We start from the raw sequence: 22,369 nt of genomic DNA, 5'->3' as shown, positions 1-22,369 counted from the left end.
CCAAAGGTCAAGCGCGTTGCATTCGCATCAGGGTTTCGGGCAGTTCCACCATCCATGGGCCGTTGGTCCACAGAATATGACAGCGAATGGTTTTATCGGGATACATCTGGGTCAATGCATCGCGATAAATCGCCATTTGCCGCCGATACGCCATCGGCGTTTGTGCCACGTCACGCGGGGGCGGGCGGTTGGTTTTATAATCCACAATCATCACTTCATCGCCCGCAATCACCAGCCGGTCAATCTGGGCCGAAACCACATCCCCGCCCACAATCCCCACCAGCGGCACCTCGGCGCGCGATGCGGGGCCAAATATCGGGGCAAATTCTGGGTTCTCGAAAATCGCCAGTGTTTCATTGGCAATTTCAAACTGCTGATCGGGCTCCAGCCCGTGCACCGGCTGGCTTAAAAACCGCTCGGCGGCATCAAACCGGCGGTCGGGTGACAAATCGGGCAGCAGTTCCAGCAATTTATGGATCAAAATACCGCGTTTGAAACTTTGTCCCTGATCCCCGCCCAGCGGCGATTGCACCGATGGTTCGTCTTCGAGCGGGCGGCTAGGCGCCAGGGGCCGCGGTGGAAACACTTCTTCGGGGGCTGCAGCGCGGATCAGTTTCCGCATTCCCTCATCACTGGCTAACGTTTCTGCCCCATCGGCGACCATCCCTGCCCCAACCTTGTCCAGCTTGGGCTCCACGCTTTGTTTCGTTTTCCAAACAAACCCGTCCCCTTGCCAGCCAGAGGGCGAAAGCATGCTGAAATCCATTGCGTCGGGTGATGCAAAATCGCTTAGGGCCGCTTCACACAAATTATACCAGCAATGTTCAGGCGGGGTTTTCTGCCCCTGCCAACCGCAAATATACAGCCGGTCTTCGGCCCGGGTCAGCGCCACATACAGCAAGCGATTATATTCCTGATCGCGTTTTAAGGCGATGTCATCACGCAACAGCTTTACCCGGTCATTTTCCAGCGCCACACGCGGCAACCAAAACATTAACTGGTCCTTATCCTGCCAAAACAGGTTGGGGGCCTGGGTCGGCACCTGCATGGTATCGGGCAAAAACACGATTGGCGCCTGAAGCCCCTTGGCCCCATGCACCGTCATGATCCGCACTTCATCGCGGCCACTTTGCTCTAAGTCGCGTTTAATCTCGGCATCGCCCGCCATCAACCAGTGCAAAAAGCCTTGCAGGGTTGGCGCATGTTCGGCCTCGTAATTCATCGCAAGGTTCAAAAATTCGTCTATCGGGTCGTTGGCCTCGATCCCTAACCGGCCCACTAGGCGTGCGCGCACGCCACGCGCATCATCCCCGCGCCCACCCAGCAATTCGCCATACAGTTCAAACGGGCGTTCATAGTCTACCCGGCCCAGCCAGCGCGCCAAAAATCCATAAGCACGCTCAAACACCGGGTCGTCCCCAACCCGTTCGCGCAACGCATGCCATAATGTGCGCTTGCGGTTATGGGCCAGGGTAAATAACTGTTCCTCGCTAAAGCCAATGATCGGGCTTTTCAACAAGGTTGCCAAATTTAAATCGTCATCGGTCATCAGCAAAAACCGGCCAAAGGCAATCAGGTCCATCACGGCCAGTTGTTCGGTAATTTCCATGCGGTCAACACCGGCGACGGGGACGTTACGTTCCTTAAGCGCCTTGACCACCTCGTCAACAAAGGCGGTACGACGGCGCACCAGAATCATAAAATCACCGGCCCGCACCGGGCGCCCGCGCGAGGACAAAATTTCACGGCTATCGATTGCATGGCGAATATGCCCGGCAATGACGCGCGCCAACCTTATTTCCGGGTCATCAAGGCGAACAATCCGGGTGGGCGGCGTCCACGGTTGCTGGTCTTCGCGTGCCAGCGGGGCAACAGGTGGCCATAATTCGATGCGCCCGGCATGGCCCTGACGAAAGGCCAGGTGGGCCACATCGCGGCCTTCATCACCCACACCCTGGCGGGCAATCGGCCCGGCAAACACCTTATCCACCACGCCCAAAACCGCATCGGTGGACCGAAACGATATGTTCATTGGCACTTCGCGCCATTCGGCTTCAATTTCAGCAGCACGCCCGGCAAAATGGCGGCGCATCTCGGCAAACTTTTCCGGATCAGCGCGCTGAAAGCTGTAAATAGATTGTTTCGCATCCCCAACGGCAAAGATGGTCCGGGGTTTGTCTTCGTGGTGGCTGGCATCGTTGAAAAATTCTTCGGCCAGAATTTGTACAACTTTCCATTGGTCCGGGTTGGTATCCTGGGCTTCGTCAATCAGGATATGATCCAAGCCTTCGTCAAGCTTAAACAGCACCCATCCCGCCATACTGCCCTGTTCTGCCGGTCCGGCGATCCCGGCCTGCTGTTCTAGCAACCGCACGCTGTTTAAAATCAAATCGTCATAGTCCAGCCACGCATGCAGCGCCTTTTTGCGGGCATAACGCGCCAGCATGGCTTCGCCCATGCAAATCAGCGCGGCGGTTGATTCCGCCAACATCGCAGCCTTGCGATTTTTTTCCAGTTCCACCAGCCGGGCACATTCCTGTGCCAGCGCATCGGCCCCCGCCGGGTGGTTTTCGCCTGCCTTTTTGGTAATCAATTTGGCGCGCGGGTCACCAGATGCCGTGAAAAACACCGTGCGATAATCGCTAAACACTGCGATACGGGCATCAATATCGGTTTTTTCCAAAAACTGCACCAGTGCAGGTACGCGGTCCTTGTCGGTTTTTGTCCCGGCCTCAAGGGCTGCCAGTGCCATCATCAACCCGTCGCGGTCAAACGCCCCATCGGCCAGCGCGGCCCGCAACATCATCTCCGCCGTTTGCCCCGGTGCGACGCCCAGCGATTTATAAACCGCGTCACACATGCGATCACGGCCATGATGCGCATCCAGCATGCGTTTTAACCGGCCCCGTTCGCGGGCCAGATCGCGCATCACATCGCCAAACGCGCCTTCACGAACCTGCCCTGTCACCACGGCAAGCGCATCGGCCAATATCGGGTCTTGCCCGCTACGCGCATAAGCCAGCACTTCTTCCTGGGTATCGGTCATCGTTTCGGCAGCGGTACGGTCGTCCATAATTTCAAAATGCGGAGCCAAACCGGCTTCCAACGGAAACCGGCGCAACAAGGACTGGCAAAAGGCATGAATGGTCTGAATTTTCATGCCCCCCGGCGCATCAAGCACGCTGGCAAACAAACGGCGCGCGCGGCGGGTTTCATCCGCGCCGGGTGCCGTTCCGGCCAAATCGGCCAGATCACGCTGTAAATCGACATCATCCATGGTGGCCCAGCGGCCCAGCCGTTCATTCACCCGGTTGGCCATTTCGGCAGCGGCAGCCTTGGTAAAGGTCAGGCACAATATGCGGTGCGGTTCGGTGCCCGATAACATCTGGCGCAACACCCGGTCCGACAATACCTTGGTTTTGCCCGCCCCGGCCGATGCCGACACCCAAACCGATGCCATCGGGTCCGATGCGCGGCGTTGCAACACATTAGGGTCATCGCTGCCGCCATCATGGCCCAGTGGCGGCATAGGCTGGCGTTTAATATCGGTCACAGCCGCCGCACCATCATCAACATTCCGGGTCATTTTTCGTCTCCGCCGCTAACTGATGCTGGTTCTAATGATGGCGCGGATGTTACAGGCCGCACAATTTCACCATCGCCCTCGTCTTCGCTGCCCATCCATTCGCGTGCGCGCGACAAATGCACATAATCGGAATATTTCGGGGCATTATCGGGGTGTGGCACACTTAAATACGGGGTTAACGGGTCGGCAAAGGCGATGGCAAGGGCGGCAACCCCGGCAACGGCATCACGCGCCAGGTCATGTGGGGTGGTTTTCATCCGTGCGGTATCAATTTCGCGAATTTCCCCCGCCGGGTCCCCACCAGACAGCTTCCAGAACGCATAGGATGCAGGCGGGCCTTTATCCACCTCGTTAAAACCGCCCTGTTCGGCAATCGCCCCTTCAAGCGGCAATTGTGGGGCAAAGCCATTAATCACATCCCTGGCACTGGGCGGCACACCGGTTTTATAATCAATAATCGCAATGCCGCCATCGCGCAGCACATCCACCCGGTCCGCCCGGGCATAAACTTCAAATCCCGATCCTAAAACAAGGCTGCCGCTGCGTTCGGTATAGGATGCGCGCAAAGAATCGCGTCGCCCGGCTTCGGTCTGGACAAACCATTTGGCAATGCGCCCAAATCGCGGCCACCAGAACGCCCATAATCCGGGGCGGGCTTTTAACGGCGCAAAGACCTCCTCGCCAATGTCCATCAGGCGTGCTTCGGAATCGGCGGGTAAATGGGCGTGATACTGGCTGATAAACCGGTCCAGCGCCTCGTGAATGTAATTGCCATAATCTGCTGCGCCAGGGTCAAGGTCGATATCGTCCAGACTTTGCAGTTTTAAAACATGGCGGGCATAAATCGCATAAGGGTCACGCATCCATGTTTCAATTTGCGTGACGGACAGGCGGTTGGGCCGGGCTGCCACCGGCGGTGTCGGTGCCGGGCGGCCAATGCGCACCCGCATTTCCGCCGTTGGTTCGTCAAGCTGGTCGGCCAGGTGTCGCCACTGTGCGGCGTCCGCCTTTTCCATCGCCACGCCAGACTTGCGTAAAAGGTTTTCAATCCGTAACAACCACCGCGACGGCACGGTTGGCGTGCCGCCCACGCGCAACGCACGGGTCATCACCACTTTTGGCGCGCAAAACAATTGCTGAAAATCATGGGCGGACTGGCCAATGCGATGTTCAGGCGCAGGCAAGCCAAATTTTGCCCTCATCGGGCGGCTCATCCACGGGTCAGACCCGGCATCGGGTGGCCACACGCCTTCGTTCAGCCCACCTAAAATGGTTAAATCGGCCTGTTGCATCTGGGCTTCGACCGTGCCCCAAACAAACAGGCGAGGATGTTTACCAAACCTTGGGCGCACCGCTCGGTCGGCCATCAAGGCATCTAGAAACGCACCGTAACGTGCGCCTTGCAGGGCATCAAAGCCCGGCAAGGCCTGTAACAATTCATAAACAAAATCAGCCAGGACCTCGCCTGCATCACCGCGCCACAGGCGGTCTGGCCCGCTTTGCTGGTCGCTGGCCGCCAATGTTTCACAGCACCGCACATGGGTGCGCAGGGCCTCGACCGGCAGCACGGTTTTATCGGCCATCAGGTCCAGCAATGGCGACAAGGCCGCATCAAGGGCTTCTACCAATTGATGCAATCGCTGATGATCATCGCGAATGCGCTCGATCCGGCGAGCAGCATTGGTGGCATCGGCCCTGGTGATGCGATCAATCGTTTCATCGCGCCAACCGTCAATCGCGTCGGCCAAACCATCCAGCCCCGGCCCCGGTCGGGGCCCGCGCAAAATTTGCAATTCAAGCAGGCGGGTTTGCGTGCGAAACGTTTCGGGTGGTAAACCAGCCGCGCATAACGGGTGTTTTAACAGTTCCAGCAACGGCACCGGGGCAAATTGCTCCTGTACCGTGCGCACCACCAAACGCATGAAAATGGCCGGGGCCGTATCGTGCAAGGGCACCCCGGCAGAATCATCAACATCAATTTCCCAGCGCCGCAATTCGGTTGCCACCCGGCGGGCCAACCCGCGATCTGGCGTGACCAGCGCACAGGTTTTTGCCGGGTTTTCCAGCGCATCACGCATCATCAGGGCAATGGTGGCGGCTTCTTCGCGCGCACCGGAACAATCCACCCGCAACACACCATCCAGCACGTCTGGTGCAAAATCGTCAATATAGCGCCATTGATCGGTGGTCTGGGCGGGCCGCAAAGCCTCGCGTGCCAGACGACGCCGTTCATACCGGGCCGAACTGTGTTTCACAGCGGTTTGATTGGCCGCGAATGGCAACCTTTGCCCGTCTGATGCAGCAGGATCCGCCACCTCATCAAACAAATCACGCATGCGGGACGGCGAGGATTGCGCGCCCCCAACAGGCGTATCATTGCCCCCGGCATTTTCGAAAACCGCGCCACCGGCATCAACTGCGCCACCAGCATCAACCGCGTCAACATCCGTATCATTCCCGCCCCACGGCAAAACATCATCTGCTGTACGGTCGATATGGTTTAACAGCCGTGCTAACAAATGCTGCGGATGGGCGGCATCATCGTTAATGGCGGCCCAATCCACCGCTGACAGGCCGGTCATTAACCCCGGCAACACCACGTGTCCTTGCGGCAGGTTTAAAACCGCCCCGGTCAGGGTGCGCAAAGCCGGAAATGGCGCCGTGGACCCGGCCACAATCACCGGGTAATCAGGCGGGTTAACGCCCCACAGCTCTATTTGCGCCGCGATCATGGCATTGCGCCGCGCGGCACGGTCGCTCACACCCTGATCTGCCAGAATATTGGGCCAGAACGTGGTCAGGATTTGCAAAAATTCCAGCGTCAATTGCCAATGCTGGGCAAATTCGGCCGGAACGAGCCCTTCAAGATCATCAAATTTGCAATTTTCGGTTTGCACCTGGTCCAAAAACCGGGCCAGTTCTCCGGCCAGCCGTGCCGCCTGATCTGCTGTGGGTTTTTCGCCCTTGTAATCGGCGCGCGACATGATCAGCCGGGTGAGCAGCAATTTTCGTTGCAAATCCGGAATGGCAGGCGGCAAATCAAGCACAACATCCTGATCAGCCCGGCCAAACATCGCCAGTTCGTCTTCATCAGCCTCGCCCAGCGGGCGAATGGTCGGCAGCAAGGTTACCTTGCCCTGTGTCTGGCGCAAAAAGGCATCGCGCATCACCTTGCACGACCGGCGATTGGGCACCAAAAGCAACGTATCGGACAGAATTACCCGTTGATCCGCCGTTTCACGCAATAATTGCCGGGCCAGCATATCGGCAAACGGGGCACCGGGCGGGATGTAAAACAGATTGTCCGTCATTGTCGTCCCCGTTTCAGTTAAACCCGCCCAACCGGACACTTCCGGCAACCGGTATCCATGTAAAAATAGCGATGGTGTCGAAAACCCAGACTAACCCGAATATGGCCGCGATGGCACCCTGCCAAAACCGTTTTACGATGCGGCGATGGCATCCTCGGCATCGCGCAGGGCTTCGGGTGTGCCAATATGAAACCAGCCCCCGTCATGCACCAGCCCGTAACAGCGCCCGTTTGCCAGTGCGCGGTCATAAATAACATTAAGCGAAAAATGACCCGGCAATATGCCATCAAACAGCCGGGGGTTTAAAATTTGCACCCCGGTGAAAAAATACGGTGCATTTGCGGCCTCCCCCCGGCGTTTTAACCGTCCATCCACCTGCCAAAAAAAGTCACCGGCCCCGTCATAGCCAAAGGCACCATTCACGGGCGCAATCGCCATCAAACAATCCATATGGTCGGCGTCAAAGGCGTCGATCATGCGGGTGAAAAGCGGGTCTTTGCCTTCGGTCCAGAACATATCGGCATTGGCGACCAGCACGGCATTTTCATCAAGCATCGGCAGGGCATTTTGCACCCCGCCACCGGTTTCCAGCAATTCAGCCTCTGGCGAACAGATAACAGCCGGAAAATCCCGCTTTGCTACATGTTCCGCTATCATTTCGCCAAGGTAATGATGATTGACCACCACCTTGTCAAACCCGGCATCGCCCAACCGGTCCAAAACATGGTCCAGCATCGGCTTGCCCGCCACCTTGACCAAGGGTTTGGGCATATGGTCGGTAATCGGGCGCATGCGTTTGCCCAATCCTGCGGCCAATACCATCGCCTGCGCCGGTTTTAAAACGTGGTTCAGGTTATTGCTCATGATGATCGGGTCCATTTTTGGAATGGGTCGATGGCACAACCGGCTCAAACCGGGCCTTGGCGGGAATATGCGTTTCAACCCAGCCTGCCAACGCTGGCAAATTGTCATCCGCCCCGCGCAAGATCAACTCCCAACACCTTGGAATAAATTCCAGATAGCGGGTTTTACCACTTTCGCGCGCCAGCCAGCCAAACCGGCCTAAAATGCGAAAATTGCGCACCATGCCGGTGGCAATATAGGCGCGGTAAAAGGCGGCTTCATCAATAGCCGGAAACGCGGCGAGATACCGGTCCAACATCGCACGTTCCAAATCGGCGCCCACATCATGGCGCACATCGCGCAATAACGACACCAGATCATAGGGACGCGGGGCGATGGCAGCATCCTGAAAATCAATAATCCCGCAATCAACCCCACCATCATCGGTATCGACCAGCATCAGGTTATCGACATGGTAATCACGGTGAATAATCGTTTCACCAGCCTGCCAGCATTGGGGTAAAATATCGTCCAACAGGCGGTTAAAATCCTGCATCGCGCTGTCGCGTGCCCTGGCATCGGCCAATACCAGCGGCAAATAATCACGGCAAAAACTGGCAAGCTGACGGCGCAAATTTTCGGGCTGATAGCGCACCAGCCCGGCCAATTTGATCCCCGCTGATGTGATTCCCGCCCAATCTCCCTCCGCCACGTCACGATCAACGCGGCGATGCAAATCCACCAGGGCATCTGTTGCGTGAATATACAGGCTGGCGGGGGAAATTTCGCCCATCTTCAGCACACTGGTAAAGGTCAGATCGCCAAAATCTTCAATCAGGGCCAAGCCTTGCGCCACATCATGGGCCAGCATATGTGGCACCCGCCAGCCCAACTGCGTAAACATCGCGGTTGTTTCAACAACCGGCGCAATCGATGCCGGGCGCTCGGGCGTGTCTCTTACGCCATGCGGATCAATCGACACCGCATCGGGTGGAAAATCCATCAATAACGCCGTTTCATAACCTTGGCTCAGCCGCCAGTATTTGCGCGCCGATGCATCATCGACCAGCTTTTCGCGCGTGGCATCTGCCCAGCCGTGCTGGCGCAAAAAACCGTCAATCCCGGTTTCGCGCCCTTTATTGTCTGTCTGGCTCATGCCACCTTCCCGGTAACGCTATCGAGGCGTTTTTCCCAGTCATTACCGTGCGCCACCAGTTTTATCTGGCGCGCATCAGGGTTCGATCCGGGTTCAATATAAATATCGAGCCGGTTTTCCGGCGTCAGATATTCCAGCCGGTCGGGCCATTCAATCAGGCTGACAGCCTCGTTAAAGGCGTCTTCGATATCAAGTTCATGCACTTCTTCGGGGTCGGACAAACGATACAAATCAAAATGCCATACCGGTAACGGCTCCAGCTCGTAAACCTGCACCAGCGTAAAAGTAGGGCTGGGCACTTCTTCATCGGGGTTATCGGCCAGGGCACGAATATAGGCACGGCAAAAGGCACTTTTGCCCATGCCCAGCGTGCCATGCATCAAGATCACATCACCGGCCCCGGCTGTCGCGGCAAGGCTGGCGGCCAGCTTTTCGGTTCCAGCCTGATTTTTAATATCGACGGTCTTTTCCATAGGTGCCTGCGCCCGCTTTCACAGTGATGTGACAAAATTTGTCGGCCATCCCCTGTTTTACGGGCAGAAAGGCCGATTTCGCAATGCTTTTGACTGTGGTTTTATTGTAACCTTGGCCCGTTAAAACCACGTCAACGTCACGGCACCAAGGCCGGACACCGTTGCGGTTGCGGGCACAAAATGCTATTTCGCCCCTGACAGGTTTACGCCCTTTGTTTTTTGGAATGGAATCAAGATGTCGGAAGCGTCGCACAGCACGGATATTGCCATCATTGGCGCAGGCCCGGTCGGGCTTTTTGCCGTATTTGAAGCCGGGATGCTGGGCCTTAACACCCATGTCATCGATGCGCTCGACATGGTCGGCGGCCAGTGCAGCGCCCTTTACCCGGAAAAACCGATTTTCGATATTCCCGCCCATCCGCAAATCACCGGGCAGGACCTGATTGACCAGCTTGCCAAACAAGCCGCCCCGTTCGAGCCGACCTATCATTTGGGCCAGCAGGTGACCAAACTTGAAAAACGCGACGATGGCCGCTTTACCCTGGAAACATCGGTTGGCACCGTGATTGATGCCGGTGCTGTTGTTATCGCCGCAGGTTGCGGGGCATTTGGTCCCAACAAACCGCCGATGGACGGGCTCGATGATTTTGAAGGCTCTGGCGGGGTTCAGTATTACGTTAAACGCCGGGCTGATTTTGCCGGTAAAAAGGTGGTTATCGCCGGTGGCGGTGATTCGGCGGTTGATTGGGCGCTTTCGCTGCACGACATAGCCGAAAAAGTTTATGTCGTGCATCGCCGCCCAAAATTTCGCGCCGCCCCCGATAGCAGTGCCAAACTCACCGCCCTTGCCGAAGCGGGCAAAATTGAAATGGTTATCCCCTATCAGCTTAAAGGCCTAAAAGGCGACACCGCCAGCGGCAAGCTGAGCCATGTAACAGTGGCAACACTTAAAGGCGAAGAGCTTGACCTTGAAGCCGATCATTTGCTGCCGTTCTTTGGTCTGGCAATGGAACTTGGCCCGATTGCAGACTGGGGCCTGAACCTGGAACGCAACCATATCGGCGTTAAACAGGCGACAATGGAAACCTCGGTCTCCGGCATCTACGCCATTGGCGACATCGCCACCTATGATCACAAACTCAAACTGATCCTGTCGGGCTTCGCCGAAGGGGCAAGTGCCATCCACAGCGCACGCAGCTACCTGTTCCCGGACAAGGAATTTCATTTCGAATATTCAACAACCACCGGCGTGCCTGCGGAATAAGGCTTTAACCCACCCCTGCTGGCAAAAATGTTGACTATCCTGTCAACTAGGATCAACATTTTCCGGTAATCGGAGAACAAATGTAACTTTTGTCAGGTTCACGATAATGGAAATCACCGCAACACAATTTCCACTATTAAACGCCTTGCTTTGGCAAGGCCGGAAAGATCGTGACCTGACAGAACAGGAAGCCTTGGCACTATACGAACGCAACTGGAATCTGGTTGGCATTATCGCCACCCCAACAACTTTTGAAAAAAACTATATCCGTAAAATTGCAATGCGTAATCATTCGTGGCTTGCCCGGCAGGTTGCATGATAAACGGGCCGTTTTCACACAACCATCACAATAAAATACATTATGTGCTGTCGTTCCTGCGTGACGATTTCTTTGCCGATAATGCTATTTTGTTTTGTGGTGGAACAATGCTTGCCCTTACTCATGGTGAATATCGCAGGTCCGACGACATCGACTTTGTCCCGGATCCCCAAAAAAACGGATATCGCACATTACGGAACATGATTGGGTCTTTTGGCTCCCATGCCGCCGTTTTGTTTAAGAGTTTACCAGACGATATTGCACTGGGTGAAGCCCGAAGCGACCAATATGGCATCCGGTTTGGTATCCAGATTGGTGACACATCGGAACCGGAGAACTTCCCGATAAAGTTTGAAATTTTTCAGGAATCACGGTTGAGTTCCTTTAGTCCTGCGATTTTTTACAAGAACATCCCTGTTCCATGCCTCAGTGATCTGGATTTAACAGTCCAGAAATTATTGGCGAACACGGATCGAGGAGGAGACTCCTCACTTAACAATAGAGATCTATACGACCTTGCTATACTCACCGACACAAGCCTCAATCTCGGCAAAGCAATCAGAATTGCAAACAACGCCTATGACGTTGAAAAAGCACTCGACCTCTCGCTTAAACGTGTTGAAAACTCCAAAATCCGAAAAAAAAACTTCCTCGACCTCGATATTGCCCCAAAATTTTGGCACACGGTAGAAGAAGGCATCAATCGGTTACGAAGATCCCGTACGATGGAACCTTTAACAAATCCCCTGTATCAAGATTTAATCGACTGACACTATTCAGTCAGAAGATCTTTCGCAAAAACAATCATCGACCTTGCTAACATCTGCCCTATTCCGCCGACACCTTCAAAATCGCGGAAAGCACCTCAACAATCATTGCGTGATCCTCGGCCGATGCCAAACCGGAAACGGTAATTGCCCCAATCACCCCGGCCCCCTTGACCCGTAGGGGAAAACTGCCGCCGTGATCGGCATAATCGGCGAAATCAAGGCCGTGATCGGCCAGGGTTTTGTTTTTGGTTTGCAAAGCCATGCCAAACCGACGCGATGATTGGTGCTCACGTAAAACAAGGTTGCTTTTGCGCCGCGCCCATTCGTCATTGGCAGGCACAGCTCCGGGCAGGGCAGCATGAAACAAGGTACGGTTCGGGGTACGGAGATTGACCACAACCGGGGCATTGCGCGCACGGGCCACTTCCACCAGAGCCGATCCCACTTTCCATGCCATGTTTTCATCAAAGGCATCAAAAACCAGTTTGCTTTCCTGCCGGGCCAATAAATCCAGATCCATGTGGATACTCCATTGCCAATAATGTGGTGCCAGTTGCCAGCAGCTAAACGCACCGGCCCGGCATGACGCAACATAAAAAAAGGCCGCGCCCGGGATCATCGGGCGCGGCCTTTGGTCTTTATTACCGGTTGGCTTATTTATCGTCGCTCATTTTAAGCGCATTGATAAAGGCCGATTGTGGAATTTCGACCTTGCCGAACTGGCGCATTTTCTTTTTACCGGCCTTCTGTTTTTCCAGAAGTTTGCGTTTACGCGAAATATCGCCGCCGTAACATTTCGCCGTCACGTCTTTACGCAGCGCCGAAACGGTTTCACGGGCAATCACCTTGCCGCCGATGGCGGCCTGAATGGCCACACGGAACATCTGGCGCGGGATCAAATCCTTTAACCGGCCACAAATGGCACGGCCACGGGTTTCGGCCTGACCGCGATGAACCATCAATGCCAGCGCATCAACCGGTTCGTCATTGACCAGGATGGATACCTTGACCAGATCGCTTTCGTCGTAATCGGCCAGTTCATAGTCAAAGCTGGCATAACCGCGCGAAATGGATTTCAGACGGTCATAAAAATCGAAAACCACTTCGTTGAGCGGCAATTTATAAACTGCCATCGCCCGGTTCCCGACATAGGTCAGATCAAGCTGCACCCCACGCCGTTCGGTACACAGGGTCAAAATACCGCCCAGATATTCATCAGGCACCATAATCGAGGCTTTAATCCACGGCTCCTCGATTGCTCTGATCTTGGTGACTTCGGGAAAATCTGCCGGGTTATGCAGCATGATTTCTTCGTCATTGGTCAGATGGATCTTGTAGGAAACCGACGGTGCCGTCGTGATCAGGTCCAGTTCGTATTCGCGCTCAAGCCGTTCCTGAATAATTTCAAGATGCAGCAACCCAAGGAAGCCACACCGGAAACCAAGACCAAGCGCGGTCGAGTTTTCAGGTTCGAACTGAAAAGACGCATCGTTAAGATGCAGTTTTTCCAGCGCATCGCGCAGCGAGTCGTATTCGCTGGTATCAACCGGGAAAATACCGCAGAAAACCACGGGAATAGACGGCTTGAAACCGGCCAGTGGTTTGGCACACTGGCGTTTTTCTTCGGTAATCGTGTCGCCAACTTCGCATTCGGCAACGGTTTTCATACCGCAATTGATAAAGCCGACTTCGCCCGGCCCCATCGCATCAAGTGCCAGCGGTTTGGGCGTAAACACGCCAACCCGGTCAATGGTGTGGGTTACCTTGGCATTCATAAACCGGACCTTCTGGCCCCGTTTAAGCGTACCTTCCTTAACCCGAACCAAAATCATTACGCCCAGATAGGCGTCATACCAGCTATCAATCAGCAAAACCTGAAGCGGTGCATCGGCATCACCGGTTGGTGCCGGCAGGCGCTTTACCAGTGCTTCAAGCACATCAGGCACGCCCATGCCGGTTTTGGCCGAGATCATCAAGGCATCCGACGCATCAATGCCGATAACCTCTTCAATCTGTTCCTTAACCTGGTCGGGTTCTGCTGCGGGCAGATCAACCTTGTTTAAAACCGGAATGATTTCGTGGTTATTGTCCATTGCCTGGTAAACGTTGGCCAGCGTCTGGGCTTCAACACCCTGCGCGGCATCAACCACCAGCAACGACCCCTCGCACGCCGCAAGCGACCGCGAGACTTCATAGGCAAAATCGACATGGCCCGGGGTGTCCATCAGGTTCAGGGTGTATTCTTCCCCGTCCTTGGCGACATATTTCAGGCGGACCGCTTGCGATTTGATGGTAATGCCCCGTTCACGTTCGATATCCATCGAATCGAGAACCTGTTCATTCATCTCGCGATCGGTCAAACCACCCGTTAATTGAATCAACCGGTCGGCAAGTGTGGACTTGCCATGGTCAATATGGGCGATAATCGAAAAATTTCGTATATGTTTAAGATCGGTCATGGGATGCTTTTCTAGCAATCAGCTATCGATATATCCAGTGGAACGTCAGTGCATCGAAAAAGGAGTGTGTTCAAAGTGCCGCGTCAGCATGCCAAAGAGGCACCTGCGACAGCAGGCAACCAGACAGCCCTTTTCGGCAAGAAGCTGTCTGCGATGAAAACACCATTCCCGATCACAAGCGGATCGTTTAACAGCAACCACCGGGTCATAGCAATCTCGCTTTACGCTTTGTGCCGGTTTATTTAGGCTTTTGTCTTTCATCCGTATAGAGAGAATCGACAGGGATGCGCCCAGTACAATGTTTCTGACCGCCATTGAACCGTCTCTGTCGCAGCGAAGCCTGCGCACATTGCGTCATCGCCTTTTGCTCCTTTCCTTTAGCGGGGCCTTTATCCTTCTGTTATCATTTGGAATAATTCAAAAGACTCTCTATGACAGCGCGCTTGAACAAGGGCGATCCGAACTGGTGCGGCTGGTTTCCTCTATCAGCATTTCGGTGGCCCAGGCCAACAAGCGCGATCTTTTGTCCATCCCCGTCCATCAGGACAACATTTCGCTGGTGGTCCTTGATAACAGCCTTACGGTTCTGCATGGCAGCTTTCCGCCACATCTGGCCATTGAACTGCGCGAAACCCTTGCCCGGCATCATGACAGCACCGATGGCAGCCTGACCTGCGAACATGGCAAAACAGCGATTATGCTGGCCTATCATTCCATGCCAGAGCTTGACCGCATGGCCGTGGTCATGGTGCCCAAAATGGCACTGCTGCATGAATGGTTTCGCGGGCTGGCCCTGCATGCGGTTTTGTTTGCCCTGATTTTACTGGTCATGACCTGGCTGTCGGTGTGGCTTTGGTTGCGCCTGAAACGCCAGCATATCCGGGCATCTGATTTGGCCGGGCATTTCAGCGATGTTGAAAACAACCTGTCGAATTTTGGCTGCGCCATGATCGGCTGGCAAATTTCAACGCCAAACACCCCGCTAACCCTGCAATTAAACTGGCCCGAAGTTCTGGGCAATTCCCCCCACCCGGTTACCCCGACGGCAGATGATTTTATCAAGCTGCTTGGTCCCGCGTCCTATGCGCAATTGCGCGGCGCCTTGGTCGATGACCGCTGGCCCCAGGACCGTATTGCCGCCATGGTCACCCTGAACAGCGGCGACACAAACGGCCAGCGCTTTTACCTGACAGCAACCCGCCACGCCGACCACGGTAAAAATTACGTCACCGTCCTGCTGCTTGAAACCACGGCCAGTCAGGAAATTTGCAACCCGTTCGAAGCCTATTTGCAACATTCCCCCGAACCGGCCATTGCGGTGGATATACAGGGCCGCTTGCGCGGATTTAGCACCGCCCTTGAAAGCGTTTTGGGCGACAAAGTACATTTTGCCATTGGCACCCCGTTTTTCGACCTGTTTGCCGAGGACCAGCGCGAAGAAGCCGCCCATGCCTTTGCCGGCTGTATCAGCGGTGAAAAGCCCGACCATGAACTAATCTTTCGCATGGCCGACAAAAATGGCCATGATCGCTGGCTGGCGTGGCACTGTATTGGCCCGGTGGATGGTGTCATGCTGGGCAGTGCACGCGATGTGACCGAATTTGTCGATAACGCCGAAAAACTGCGTGAAACCCTGAACCAGCTTAAACGCAGCAACGAAGACCTGGAACAGTTTGCCTATGTGGCCTCCCACGACCTGCAAGAACCCTTGCGCATGGTCACCAGCTATACCCAGCTTTTAAAACGGCGTTATGGTGGCACCCTTGGCCCCGATGCCGACGAATATATTAACTATGCCGTCGATGGTGCCAAACGGATGCACAAGCTGATAACGCATCTGCTGGAATATGCCCGTACCGGCAACCAAAGTGGCGATCAGTCGATCATTGATTGCAACGAAGTGCTGAACGAGGCCCAGGCCGATTTAAAAGCCGCCATTTCCGAAACCCGGGCCACGATCACCCATATCGCCCTGCCTCAGCTGTATGGCGACCGCATCGCCTTATCGCGATTGTTTCAAAACCTGATCGGCAATGCCATTAAATATGCCCGCCCCGGCGTACCGCCCTTGATCAACATCTCGGCCCTGCGCGATCCGGTAAAACCCGACCTGTGGCGTTTTACCCTGCATGATAACGGCATTGGCATTCACCCCGAACATGCCCAGCGCATTTTCCGCCTGTTTCAACGCCTGCATAAGGATGAATTTAGCGGTACCGGCCTTGGTCTGTCGCTGTGCCGCAAAATCGTTGAACAGCATGGCGGCGAAATATGGCTTGATACCTCGCGCCCCATCAGCGACCCCGGCGCATCCTTTGTTTTCACCCTGCGTGGATCCGAGGAATGATTATAATGGCAGGGAACATCACGGTTTTTAACCCGCCCTACAGGAGACTGAAATGAAGAAAAACGGCTTTATTCCCGCCATGATCACAGGGCTGGTTTTGCTTTCTGCCTGTAGCAGCGACCCGCGCATCATGCCCAACGACCATATGCAGCAACTTGCAACAGCCTTTTCCCTGCGCGACATTCACGGCCCGCTGCCCAGTGGCTGGCGCCAGCTTGATGGCACGGAAATCAGCTATCGTTTTGCCAACGAAACATATGGCGTTTATTCCGTCACCACCGACCAGCAATTGCTGGTAATGCATCTCGAAGACAATTCAACAGGCAACCTTGTCGGGCTGGACCAACCACGCAAATGCCAATGGACCAGCATCGCCGACCGGCTGACGCTCGATTGTGAAAAATTCGAAAAATCCTGGCGCATTTACACCAATGGGCCAGACCTGATTGCCGCCGACCTTGAAGAAGAAACCTATGCGGTGATGAAAAAACGCAGCACTTATTGAGACCAAACAGTAACGGATACGGCTTTAAGGGGCTATGGCCTGTGCCTTGGCTAATTCCGCCGCCATAAAATCGGCAAAGGCGCGGGCGGCGGGTATTGCTGCCCGGCCAGCGGGGAAAATGGCATGCAGTTCAACCTGCCCCATATCCCAGCCGGTTAAAACCTCCAGCAGTTGCCCGCTGCCAAGCTCGTGCATGCAGGCTGCCCTGCTCATGGAGGCAAGGCCCATCCCGGCCACCGCCGCGGCTGTGGCCACCTCGTTTACCGTTGTTGCCACCTGCCCGCACACGCGGACCGAGGCAACCTCGCCCCCGCGACGAAACACCCACGCCTGTCTCGCATGGCTTGGCCCCATAATAACCGAATGTGCCGCCAGATCAGCAGGCACCCGCAACACCGGTGATCGTGCCAGATAGGCCGGGGCTGCCACCACCACCCGTTGCCACTGCCCCACCTTGCGCGCCACGGCAGCAGAATCACTTAGCACCCCAAACCGGAACCCCAGATCGACGCCGTCGGCGATAAAGTTTTGCCGTGTATCATCCATAATCATTTCAAGGCGCAGGGCCGGATGTTTTGCCAGAAAGGTCGCTAATACCGGCACGACCATGCGCTGGGCAAAACTTGACGACAGCCCGATATGCAACACCCCGCGCAATTCGCCATTGCCGCGCACCGCATGTTCGGCCGCATCCAGATCGGCCAGGATCTGCTCCACCCGTAATAAAAAATCCTGCCCGGCGTCGGTCAGGGTGACGGCACGGGTGGTGCGCGTCAGCAACAATGCCCCAACTTTTTCTTCCAGTTGGGCAATAACCCGCGACACAGTGGGCTGCGGCACATTCATGTCGCGCCCCGCCGCCGAAAAGCTGCCCTTGTGGGCCACACGCACAAACAGGCGTAAGGCAAATAAATGATCACTCATAATAAAAATGAATAACTTAAAGTCATAATCACTGGCTACTGAATAAATGCAGCAAAAGGCATCTTCTGTCGCAACACCTCATGCATATGGAGAAGACAGATGTCCCTGCAAGAAAAACTCGCCGCCCTCAAAGCCCACGCCGAAGGCACATTATTGCCCGCCGACATGGTTGCGGTTCTGCACCGCGCCACCGACGAGCTGATCGCCAGCGGCGCACAAGACCGCGCCCTTAAAGCCGGTGACAAGGCCCCGGCCTTTACCCTGCATGATGCCGATGGCACTGAAATATCCTCGGTCGAGCTTTTGAAAAAAGGCCCGCTGGTGGTTACGTTCTATCGTGGGGTATGGTGCCCTTATTGCAACCTCGACCTTGAAGCCCTGGAAGAAGCCCGCAGCGAGATTGAAGCCCGCGGCGCAACGCTTGTTGCCTTATCGCAACAAAATGCCGTCAACAGTCGCAAATCGCACCGTCAAAACAATCTCGGCTTTCCGATACTGGTCGATGAAGCGGGTAAAACCGGCGATGCTTTTGGCGTGCGCTGGAACCTTCCGGGATATTTGCAGGACGTTCACAAAAAACTCGGCGCTGATTTAACCACGTTTAACGGCGAAGATAGCTGGACCCTGCCCATGCCAGCCCGCTACGTGATTGATCAAACTGGCACCATCGCCTATGCCGAGGTTAATGCCGACTACACCAAACGCCCGGAACCGTCCGATATTTTTGCTGTTCTTGACCGGTTGAAATCGGAGAATCAGGCTTAATCACCCTGTACGATACCCATTCGACGCGCACAGAAACAGCCCATAAAAAAAAGCGGACCACCATTAGGTGGCCCGCTTTTATTCGGTATCGAAACAACACTTATCAGCCGCGCAACGCGCCGCCAGTTGCCTTTTCAACAGCTGCAATTACCTTTTTGCAAACCCCGTCGATTTCTTCATCGGTCAGGGTTTGTTTGGTCGGCTGCAGGGTGATGGAAAATGCCAGTGACTTTTTGCCCTCTTCGATGCCTTTACCGGCATAAAGATCGAAAATCGTCACATCGCTGATCAGGCCCTTATCAGCACTGCGCGCAGCCTTGGCCACCTGTTCGGCACTAACCGTTGCATCAAGCAAAAAAGCAAAATCACGTTCAACCGACTGGAATGCCGACGCATTCAGCGGCGGACGGTTGGTACCTTTCTTTTTGGGCATCGGCAGGTTTTCAACAAACAGTTCAAACGCTACCAAACGGCCCTTCACATCCAGCGCCTTTAAAATACGCGGATGCAATTCGCCGAAATAACCCAGCATATTTTTCGGGCCCAACTGCAACGCAGCCGACCGCCCCGGATGATACCAGCCCGGCGCACCATCACTATTCACCTGAATGTTCCCGGCAGGCACGCCCAGCGCATCAATCAGGGCTTCGGCATCGGCCTTGACGTCAAATACATCAACATCGCGGCGCGACCCGGTCCAACTGCGGTCCGTGGTGGCACCGGCACGCAGGCCCGCCGCCACCAAACGCTGATCGCCCGGCTGATCGCCGAAAAATTCCGGCCCAACTTCAAACAGGGCCAGATCGGAAAAACCACGGTTCTGGTTGCGACCCGTCGCCGAAATCAGATTGATCAGCACATTAGGGCGCATCACATCAAGATCAGAGCTGATCGGGTTGGCCAGAAACAGGCCTTCTTTCAGTTCAGTAAATTCTTTGGCCAAACGCGAGTCGGCAAAGGCCCAGGTCACGGTTTCATACATACCGCGTGATGCCAGCACCCGGCGCGCCAAACCAACGCGTTTTTGCATCGGGCTCAGGGCAGGAACCGGCAGGCTTGTTTCACGTTCCAGATCAACCGTCGGGATCTGGTCATAGCCCACGATGCGCAGAACTTCTTCAACCAGATCGGCTTCACCCACCACATCGGGCCGCCAGGTCGGGGCGATGGCGGTTAAAACGCCTTCGCCAGCAGTGATGGCAAAACCAAGGGAGGTCAGAATTTCAGCCGCACGGTCTTGCGACACACTCACACCACCCAATTCGGCAATGCGGGTGATGCGCAAATCAAAGCTGTTTTTTGGTGCCGGAACGGTGCCAGCTTTCACCACATGCGACACCTCACCGCCGCACAGTTCGGTAATCAGGCGGGTTGCAACTTCAATCCCCCAAATAACCGATTGCGGATCCACACCGCGCTCGAACCGATAGCGCGCATCGGAATTAATCTGCAGCTTGCGCCCGGTTTTCGCCGTCACAATCGGGTCAAACAGCGCGCATTCAACAAACACATTAACCGTGTCGTTCTGGCACCCGGTTAATTCACCGCCCATGATGCCGCCAATGCTTTGCGCCGCCGCCTGATCGGCAATGACCACCATGTCGCGGGTCAGGGTGTATTCCTTGTCGTTCAGCGCCTGAAGCTTTTCACCGTCTTTGGCATAACGCACATCAATATTGCCGCTTAGCTTGTCGGCATCAAACACATGCAGCGGGCGGCCCAAATCAAACGTCGCCAGGTTGGTGATATCCACCAAAATCGAAATCGGGCGCAGGCCAATCGCTTCCAGGCGGGCTTTTAACCAGTCCGGGCTTTCGCCGTTTTTCACACCGCGAATATAACGGCCATAAAATGCTGGCGCAGCGGCATTGGCGGCCACATCATCGGCAATACGAACCCAAACCGGGCTGTCAAAGCTGCCATCGACAGGCACCTGATAAGGATCGTCCTTAAGCGTGCCCATGCCAGCCGCCGCCAGGTCACGGGCAATGCCGCGCACAGCGGTGCAATCGGGGCGGTTTGGCGTCAGGTTGATTTCAATAACCGGGTCATCGGCCCCTAAAACACCGGCAACAAGCGCGCCAATTTCGGCGTTGGCGGGCAGTTCAATAATGCCATCATGGTCTTCGCCCAGGCACAATTCACGGGTCGAGCACATCATGCCCTGGCTTTCCACACCGCGAATTTTACCGGCTTTCAGCTTCGATCCATCAATCGGAATGATCGCGCCGGGCTGCGCCAAAGCAACCTTGATGCCCGTGCGGGCATTGGGCGCGCCACACACGACCTGGATCATGCCACTGCCGGTGTTAACCTTGCACAGCTTTAAACGGTCGGCATCGGGGTGCTGGCCTGCTTCTTCGATATAGCCAACCCGAATATCGGCAAGGGCCGCCGCACGGTCAACTATGCTTTCAATCTCAAGGCCGATGGCCGTCAGCTTGTCAGTGATCTGCGCTGCCGGAGCGTCGGTTTCAAGATGCTGTTTTAGCCAGCTTAATGTGAATTTCATAATCCTAGCCCCTAACCATATTCGGCACATCCAGCGGCACGAAACCATAATGTTTCAGCCAACGCAGATCGGTATCGAAAAAGGTTCTAAGGTCGGGGATGCCGTATTTCAGCATGGCAATACGTTCAATGCCCATGCCAAAGGCAAAGCCCTGATATTCTTCGGGATCAAGACCACAGGCCGCCAGAACGCGCGGATGCACCATGCCGCATCCCAGAATTTCCAGCCAGTCGTCACCGGCACCGATTTTAAGCTCGCCGCCCTTGCGCGAACAGCCAATATCCATTTCGGCGCTGGGTTCGGTGAACGGGAAAAAGCTCGGGCGATAGCGCACCGGTACTTCATCAAGCTCGAAATAGGTTTTCACAAATTCCAAAAGGCAGCCCTTAAGGTGGCCCATATGGGTTTTCTTGTCGATAACCAGCCCCTCGACCTGATGAAACATCGGCGTATGGGTCATATCGCTATCAGAACGATAGGTCCGACCCGGCGCAATAATGCGGATCGGCGGGGTTTTGGATTGCATCGTTCTAATTTGCACCGGCGATGTATGGGTCCGCAGCACCAGGCGTGAACCATCTTCGCCTTCGGGCAAATAAAACGTGTCCTGCATTTCACGCGCCGGATGTTCGGGCGGAATATTCAGGGCGGTAAAGTTATGAAAATCGTCCTCGATATCCGGGCCTTCAGCCAGGGCAAAACCCATTTCACCAAAGATCGATACAATTTCATCAATCGTCTGGCTGATCGGGTGAATGCGGCCTGCGCTTTCGTCCGGGCGCGACGGCAAGGTCACGTCAATGCGTTCACCGGTCAAACGCGCCTCAAGGGCCGCGTTTTCAAGATCGCCCTTGCGCATATCAAGCGCACTTGCGACCTGATCCTTCAGCGCGTTCAGGGCCTGACCAAATTCACGCCGCTGGTCCGGGTCCATCTTGCCAAGGTTTTTCATAAGGCCGGTAATGCGGCCTTTTTTGCCAAGGGCGCTGATGCGGATGTCTTCCAACGCAGCCAGATCGACTGCCTTTTGAACTTCCGCCAGTACCTCTTCGCGCAACGCTTCGATGTTTTCCATAACTTCCGACGCTTTGGCTGGGGTGAACAGAATAAAGGAACTTAAAAACAAAAACGGGGA

Annotated in this window: 16 protein-coding genes; 6 read left to right on the top strand and 10 right to left on the bottom strand. The window is 55.2% G+C overall.

Annotated elements, in window-relative coordinates; genetic code table 11:
• Positions 1 to 7: 7 nt before the first annotated feature.
• The 5 genes from addA to tsaE form a co-directional block, all read right to left on the bottom strand.
• A complete protein-coding gene (gene addA / locus TMES_RS02160) occupies positions 8 to 3,586 on the bottom strand; it encodes a double-strand break repair helicase AddA (protein WP_342746300.1) in 3,579 nt (1,192 codons plus the stop codon).
• Positions 3,583 to 6,897: a double-strand break repair protein AddB gene (addB, locus tag TMES_RS02155; RefSeq protein WP_245835170.1), complete on the bottom strand. Its 3,315-nt coding sequence runs from the start codon at positions 6,895 to 6,897 to the stop codon at positions 3,583 to 3,585. Before addB ends, addA begins: the two co-directional genes overlap by 4 nt.
• A 132-nt stretch (positions 6,898 to 7,029) precedes the next feature.
• A complete protein-coding gene (locus TMES_RS02150) occupies positions 7,030 to 7,761 on the bottom strand; it encodes a nucleotidyltransferase family protein (RefSeq protein WP_085578978.1) in 732 nt (243 codons plus the stop codon).
• Positions 7,751 to 8,896 carry an aminoglycoside phosphotransferase family protein gene (locus TMES_RS02145; protein ID WP_085578976.1) on the bottom strand — a complete coding sequence of 382 codons (1,146 nt, stop codon included), beginning with the start codon at positions 8,894 to 8,896 and terminating at the stop codon, positions 7,751 to 7,753. Before TMES_RS02145 ends, TMES_RS02150 begins: the two co-directional genes overlap by 11 nt.
• Entirely contained in the window at positions 8,893 to 9,369 is a 477-nt protein-coding gene (gene tsaE / locus TMES_RS02140; protein ID WP_085578974.1) for a tRNA (adenosine(37)-N6)-threonylcarbamoyltransferase complex ATPase subunit type 1 TsaE, read from the bottom strand. Before tsaE ends, TMES_RS02145 begins: the two co-directional genes overlap by 4 nt.
• 235 nt (positions 9,370 to 9,604) lie before the next feature.
• Between tsaE and TMES_RS02135 the strand changes: the two genes are divergently transcribed.
• The 3 genes from TMES_RS02135 (at position 9,605) to TMES_RS02125 (ending at position 11,722) form a co-directional block, all read left to right on the top strand.
• A complete protein-coding gene (locus TMES_RS02135) occupies positions 9,605 to 10,633 on the top strand; it encodes an NAD(P)/FAD-dependent oxidoreductase (RefSeq protein ID WP_085578972.1) in 1,029 nt (342 codons plus the stop codon).
• A gap of 106 nt (positions 10,634 to 10,739) precedes the next feature.
• A complete protein-coding gene (locus TMES_RS02130) occupies positions 10,740 to 10,952 on the top strand; it encodes a hypothetical protein (protein WP_085578970.1) in 213 nt (70 codons plus the stop codon).
• Positions 10,949 to 11,722 (top strand): nucleotidyl transferase AbiEii/AbiGii toxin family protein, encoded by a 774-nt coding sequence (locus TMES_RS02125; protein ID WP_085578968.1) that lies wholly within the window; start codon positions 10,949 to 10,951, stop codon positions 11,720 to 11,722. The genes TMES_RS02130 and TMES_RS02125 overlap by 4 nt, the downstream gene beginning before the upstream one ends.
• 58 nt (positions 11,723 to 11,780) lie before the next feature.
• Here the strand turns inward: TMES_RS02125 and TMES_RS02120 are convergent, their stop codons facing one another.
• Positions 11,781 to 12,242: a heme-degrading domain-containing protein gene (locus TMES_RS02120; protein WP_085579798.1), complete on the bottom strand. Its 462-nt coding sequence runs from the start codon at positions 12,240 to 12,242 to the stop codon at positions 11,781 to 11,783.
• A gap of 133 nt (positions 12,243 to 12,375) precedes the next feature.
• Positions 12,376 to 14,181 (bottom strand): translation elongation factor 4, encoded by a 1,806-nt coding sequence (lepA, locus tag TMES_RS02115; RefSeq protein ID WP_085578966.1) that lies wholly within the window; start codon positions 14,179 to 14,181, stop codon positions 12,376 to 12,378.
• A gap of 298 nt (positions 14,182 to 14,479) precedes the next feature.
• On the opposite strand from lepA, the gene TMES_RS02110 reads away from it, so the two are divergent.
• On the top strand, positions 14,480 to 16,528 hold the full coding sequence (locus tag TMES_RS02110) for a PAS domain-containing sensor histidine kinase (protein WP_085578964.1): 2,049 nt from the start codon (positions 14,480 to 14,482) through the stop codon (positions 16,526 to 16,528).
• Positions 16,529 to 16,580: 52 nt separating this feature from the next.
• Positions 16,581 to 17,033, top strand: a complete 453-nt coding sequence (locus tag TMES_RS02105; protein WP_085578962.1) for a hypothetical protein — start codon at positions 16,581 to 16,583, stop codon at positions 17,031 to 17,033.
• A 24-nt stretch (positions 17,034 to 17,057) separates the two neighbouring features.
• Here the strand turns inward: TMES_RS02105 and TMES_RS02100 are convergent, their stop codons facing one another.
• Complete coding sequence (locus tag TMES_RS02100; RefSeq protein ID WP_085578960.1) at positions 17,058 to 17,957, bottom strand: LysR family transcriptional regulator; 900 nt, start codon at positions 17,955 to 17,957, stop codon at positions 17,058 to 17,060.
• 99 nt (positions 17,958 to 18,056) lie between these two features.
• Between TMES_RS02100 and TMES_RS02095 the strand changes: the two genes are divergently transcribed.
• Positions 18,057 to 18,722, top strand: coding sequence for a peroxiredoxin-like family protein (locus TMES_RS02095; protein WP_085578958.1), 666 nt, complete (start codon positions 18,057 to 18,059; stop codon positions 18,720 to 18,722).
• Positions 18,723 to 18,825: 103 nt separating this feature from the next.
• Here the strand turns inward: TMES_RS02095 and pheT are convergent, their stop codons facing one another.
• Together pheT and pheS are read right to left on the bottom strand one after the other, a co-directional pair.
• Positions 18,826 to 21,234: a phenylalanine--tRNA ligase subunit beta gene (gene pheT / locus TMES_RS02090; RefSeq protein ID WP_085578956.1), complete on the bottom strand. Its 2,409-nt coding sequence runs from the start codon at positions 21,232 to 21,234 to the stop codon at positions 18,826 to 18,828.
• 4 nt (positions 21,235 to 21,238) lie between these two features.
• Positions 21,239 to 22,309 (bottom strand): phenylalanine--tRNA ligase subunit alpha, encoded by a 1,071-nt coding sequence (pheS, locus tag TMES_RS02085; protein ID WP_085578954.1) that lies wholly within the window; start codon positions 22,307 to 22,309, stop codon positions 21,239 to 21,241.
• Positions 22,310 to 22,369 lie beyond the last annotated feature (60 nt).

It is taken from the genome of Thalassospira mesophila (assembly GCF_002115755.1).
Lineage (GTDB): Bacteria > Pseudomonadota > Alphaproteobacteria > Rhodospirillales > Thalassospiraceae > Thalassospira > Thalassospira mesophila.
The sequence above is the reverse complement of the archived record's forward strand: the minus strand, read 5'-3'. Positions and strand labels throughout refer to the sequence as shown.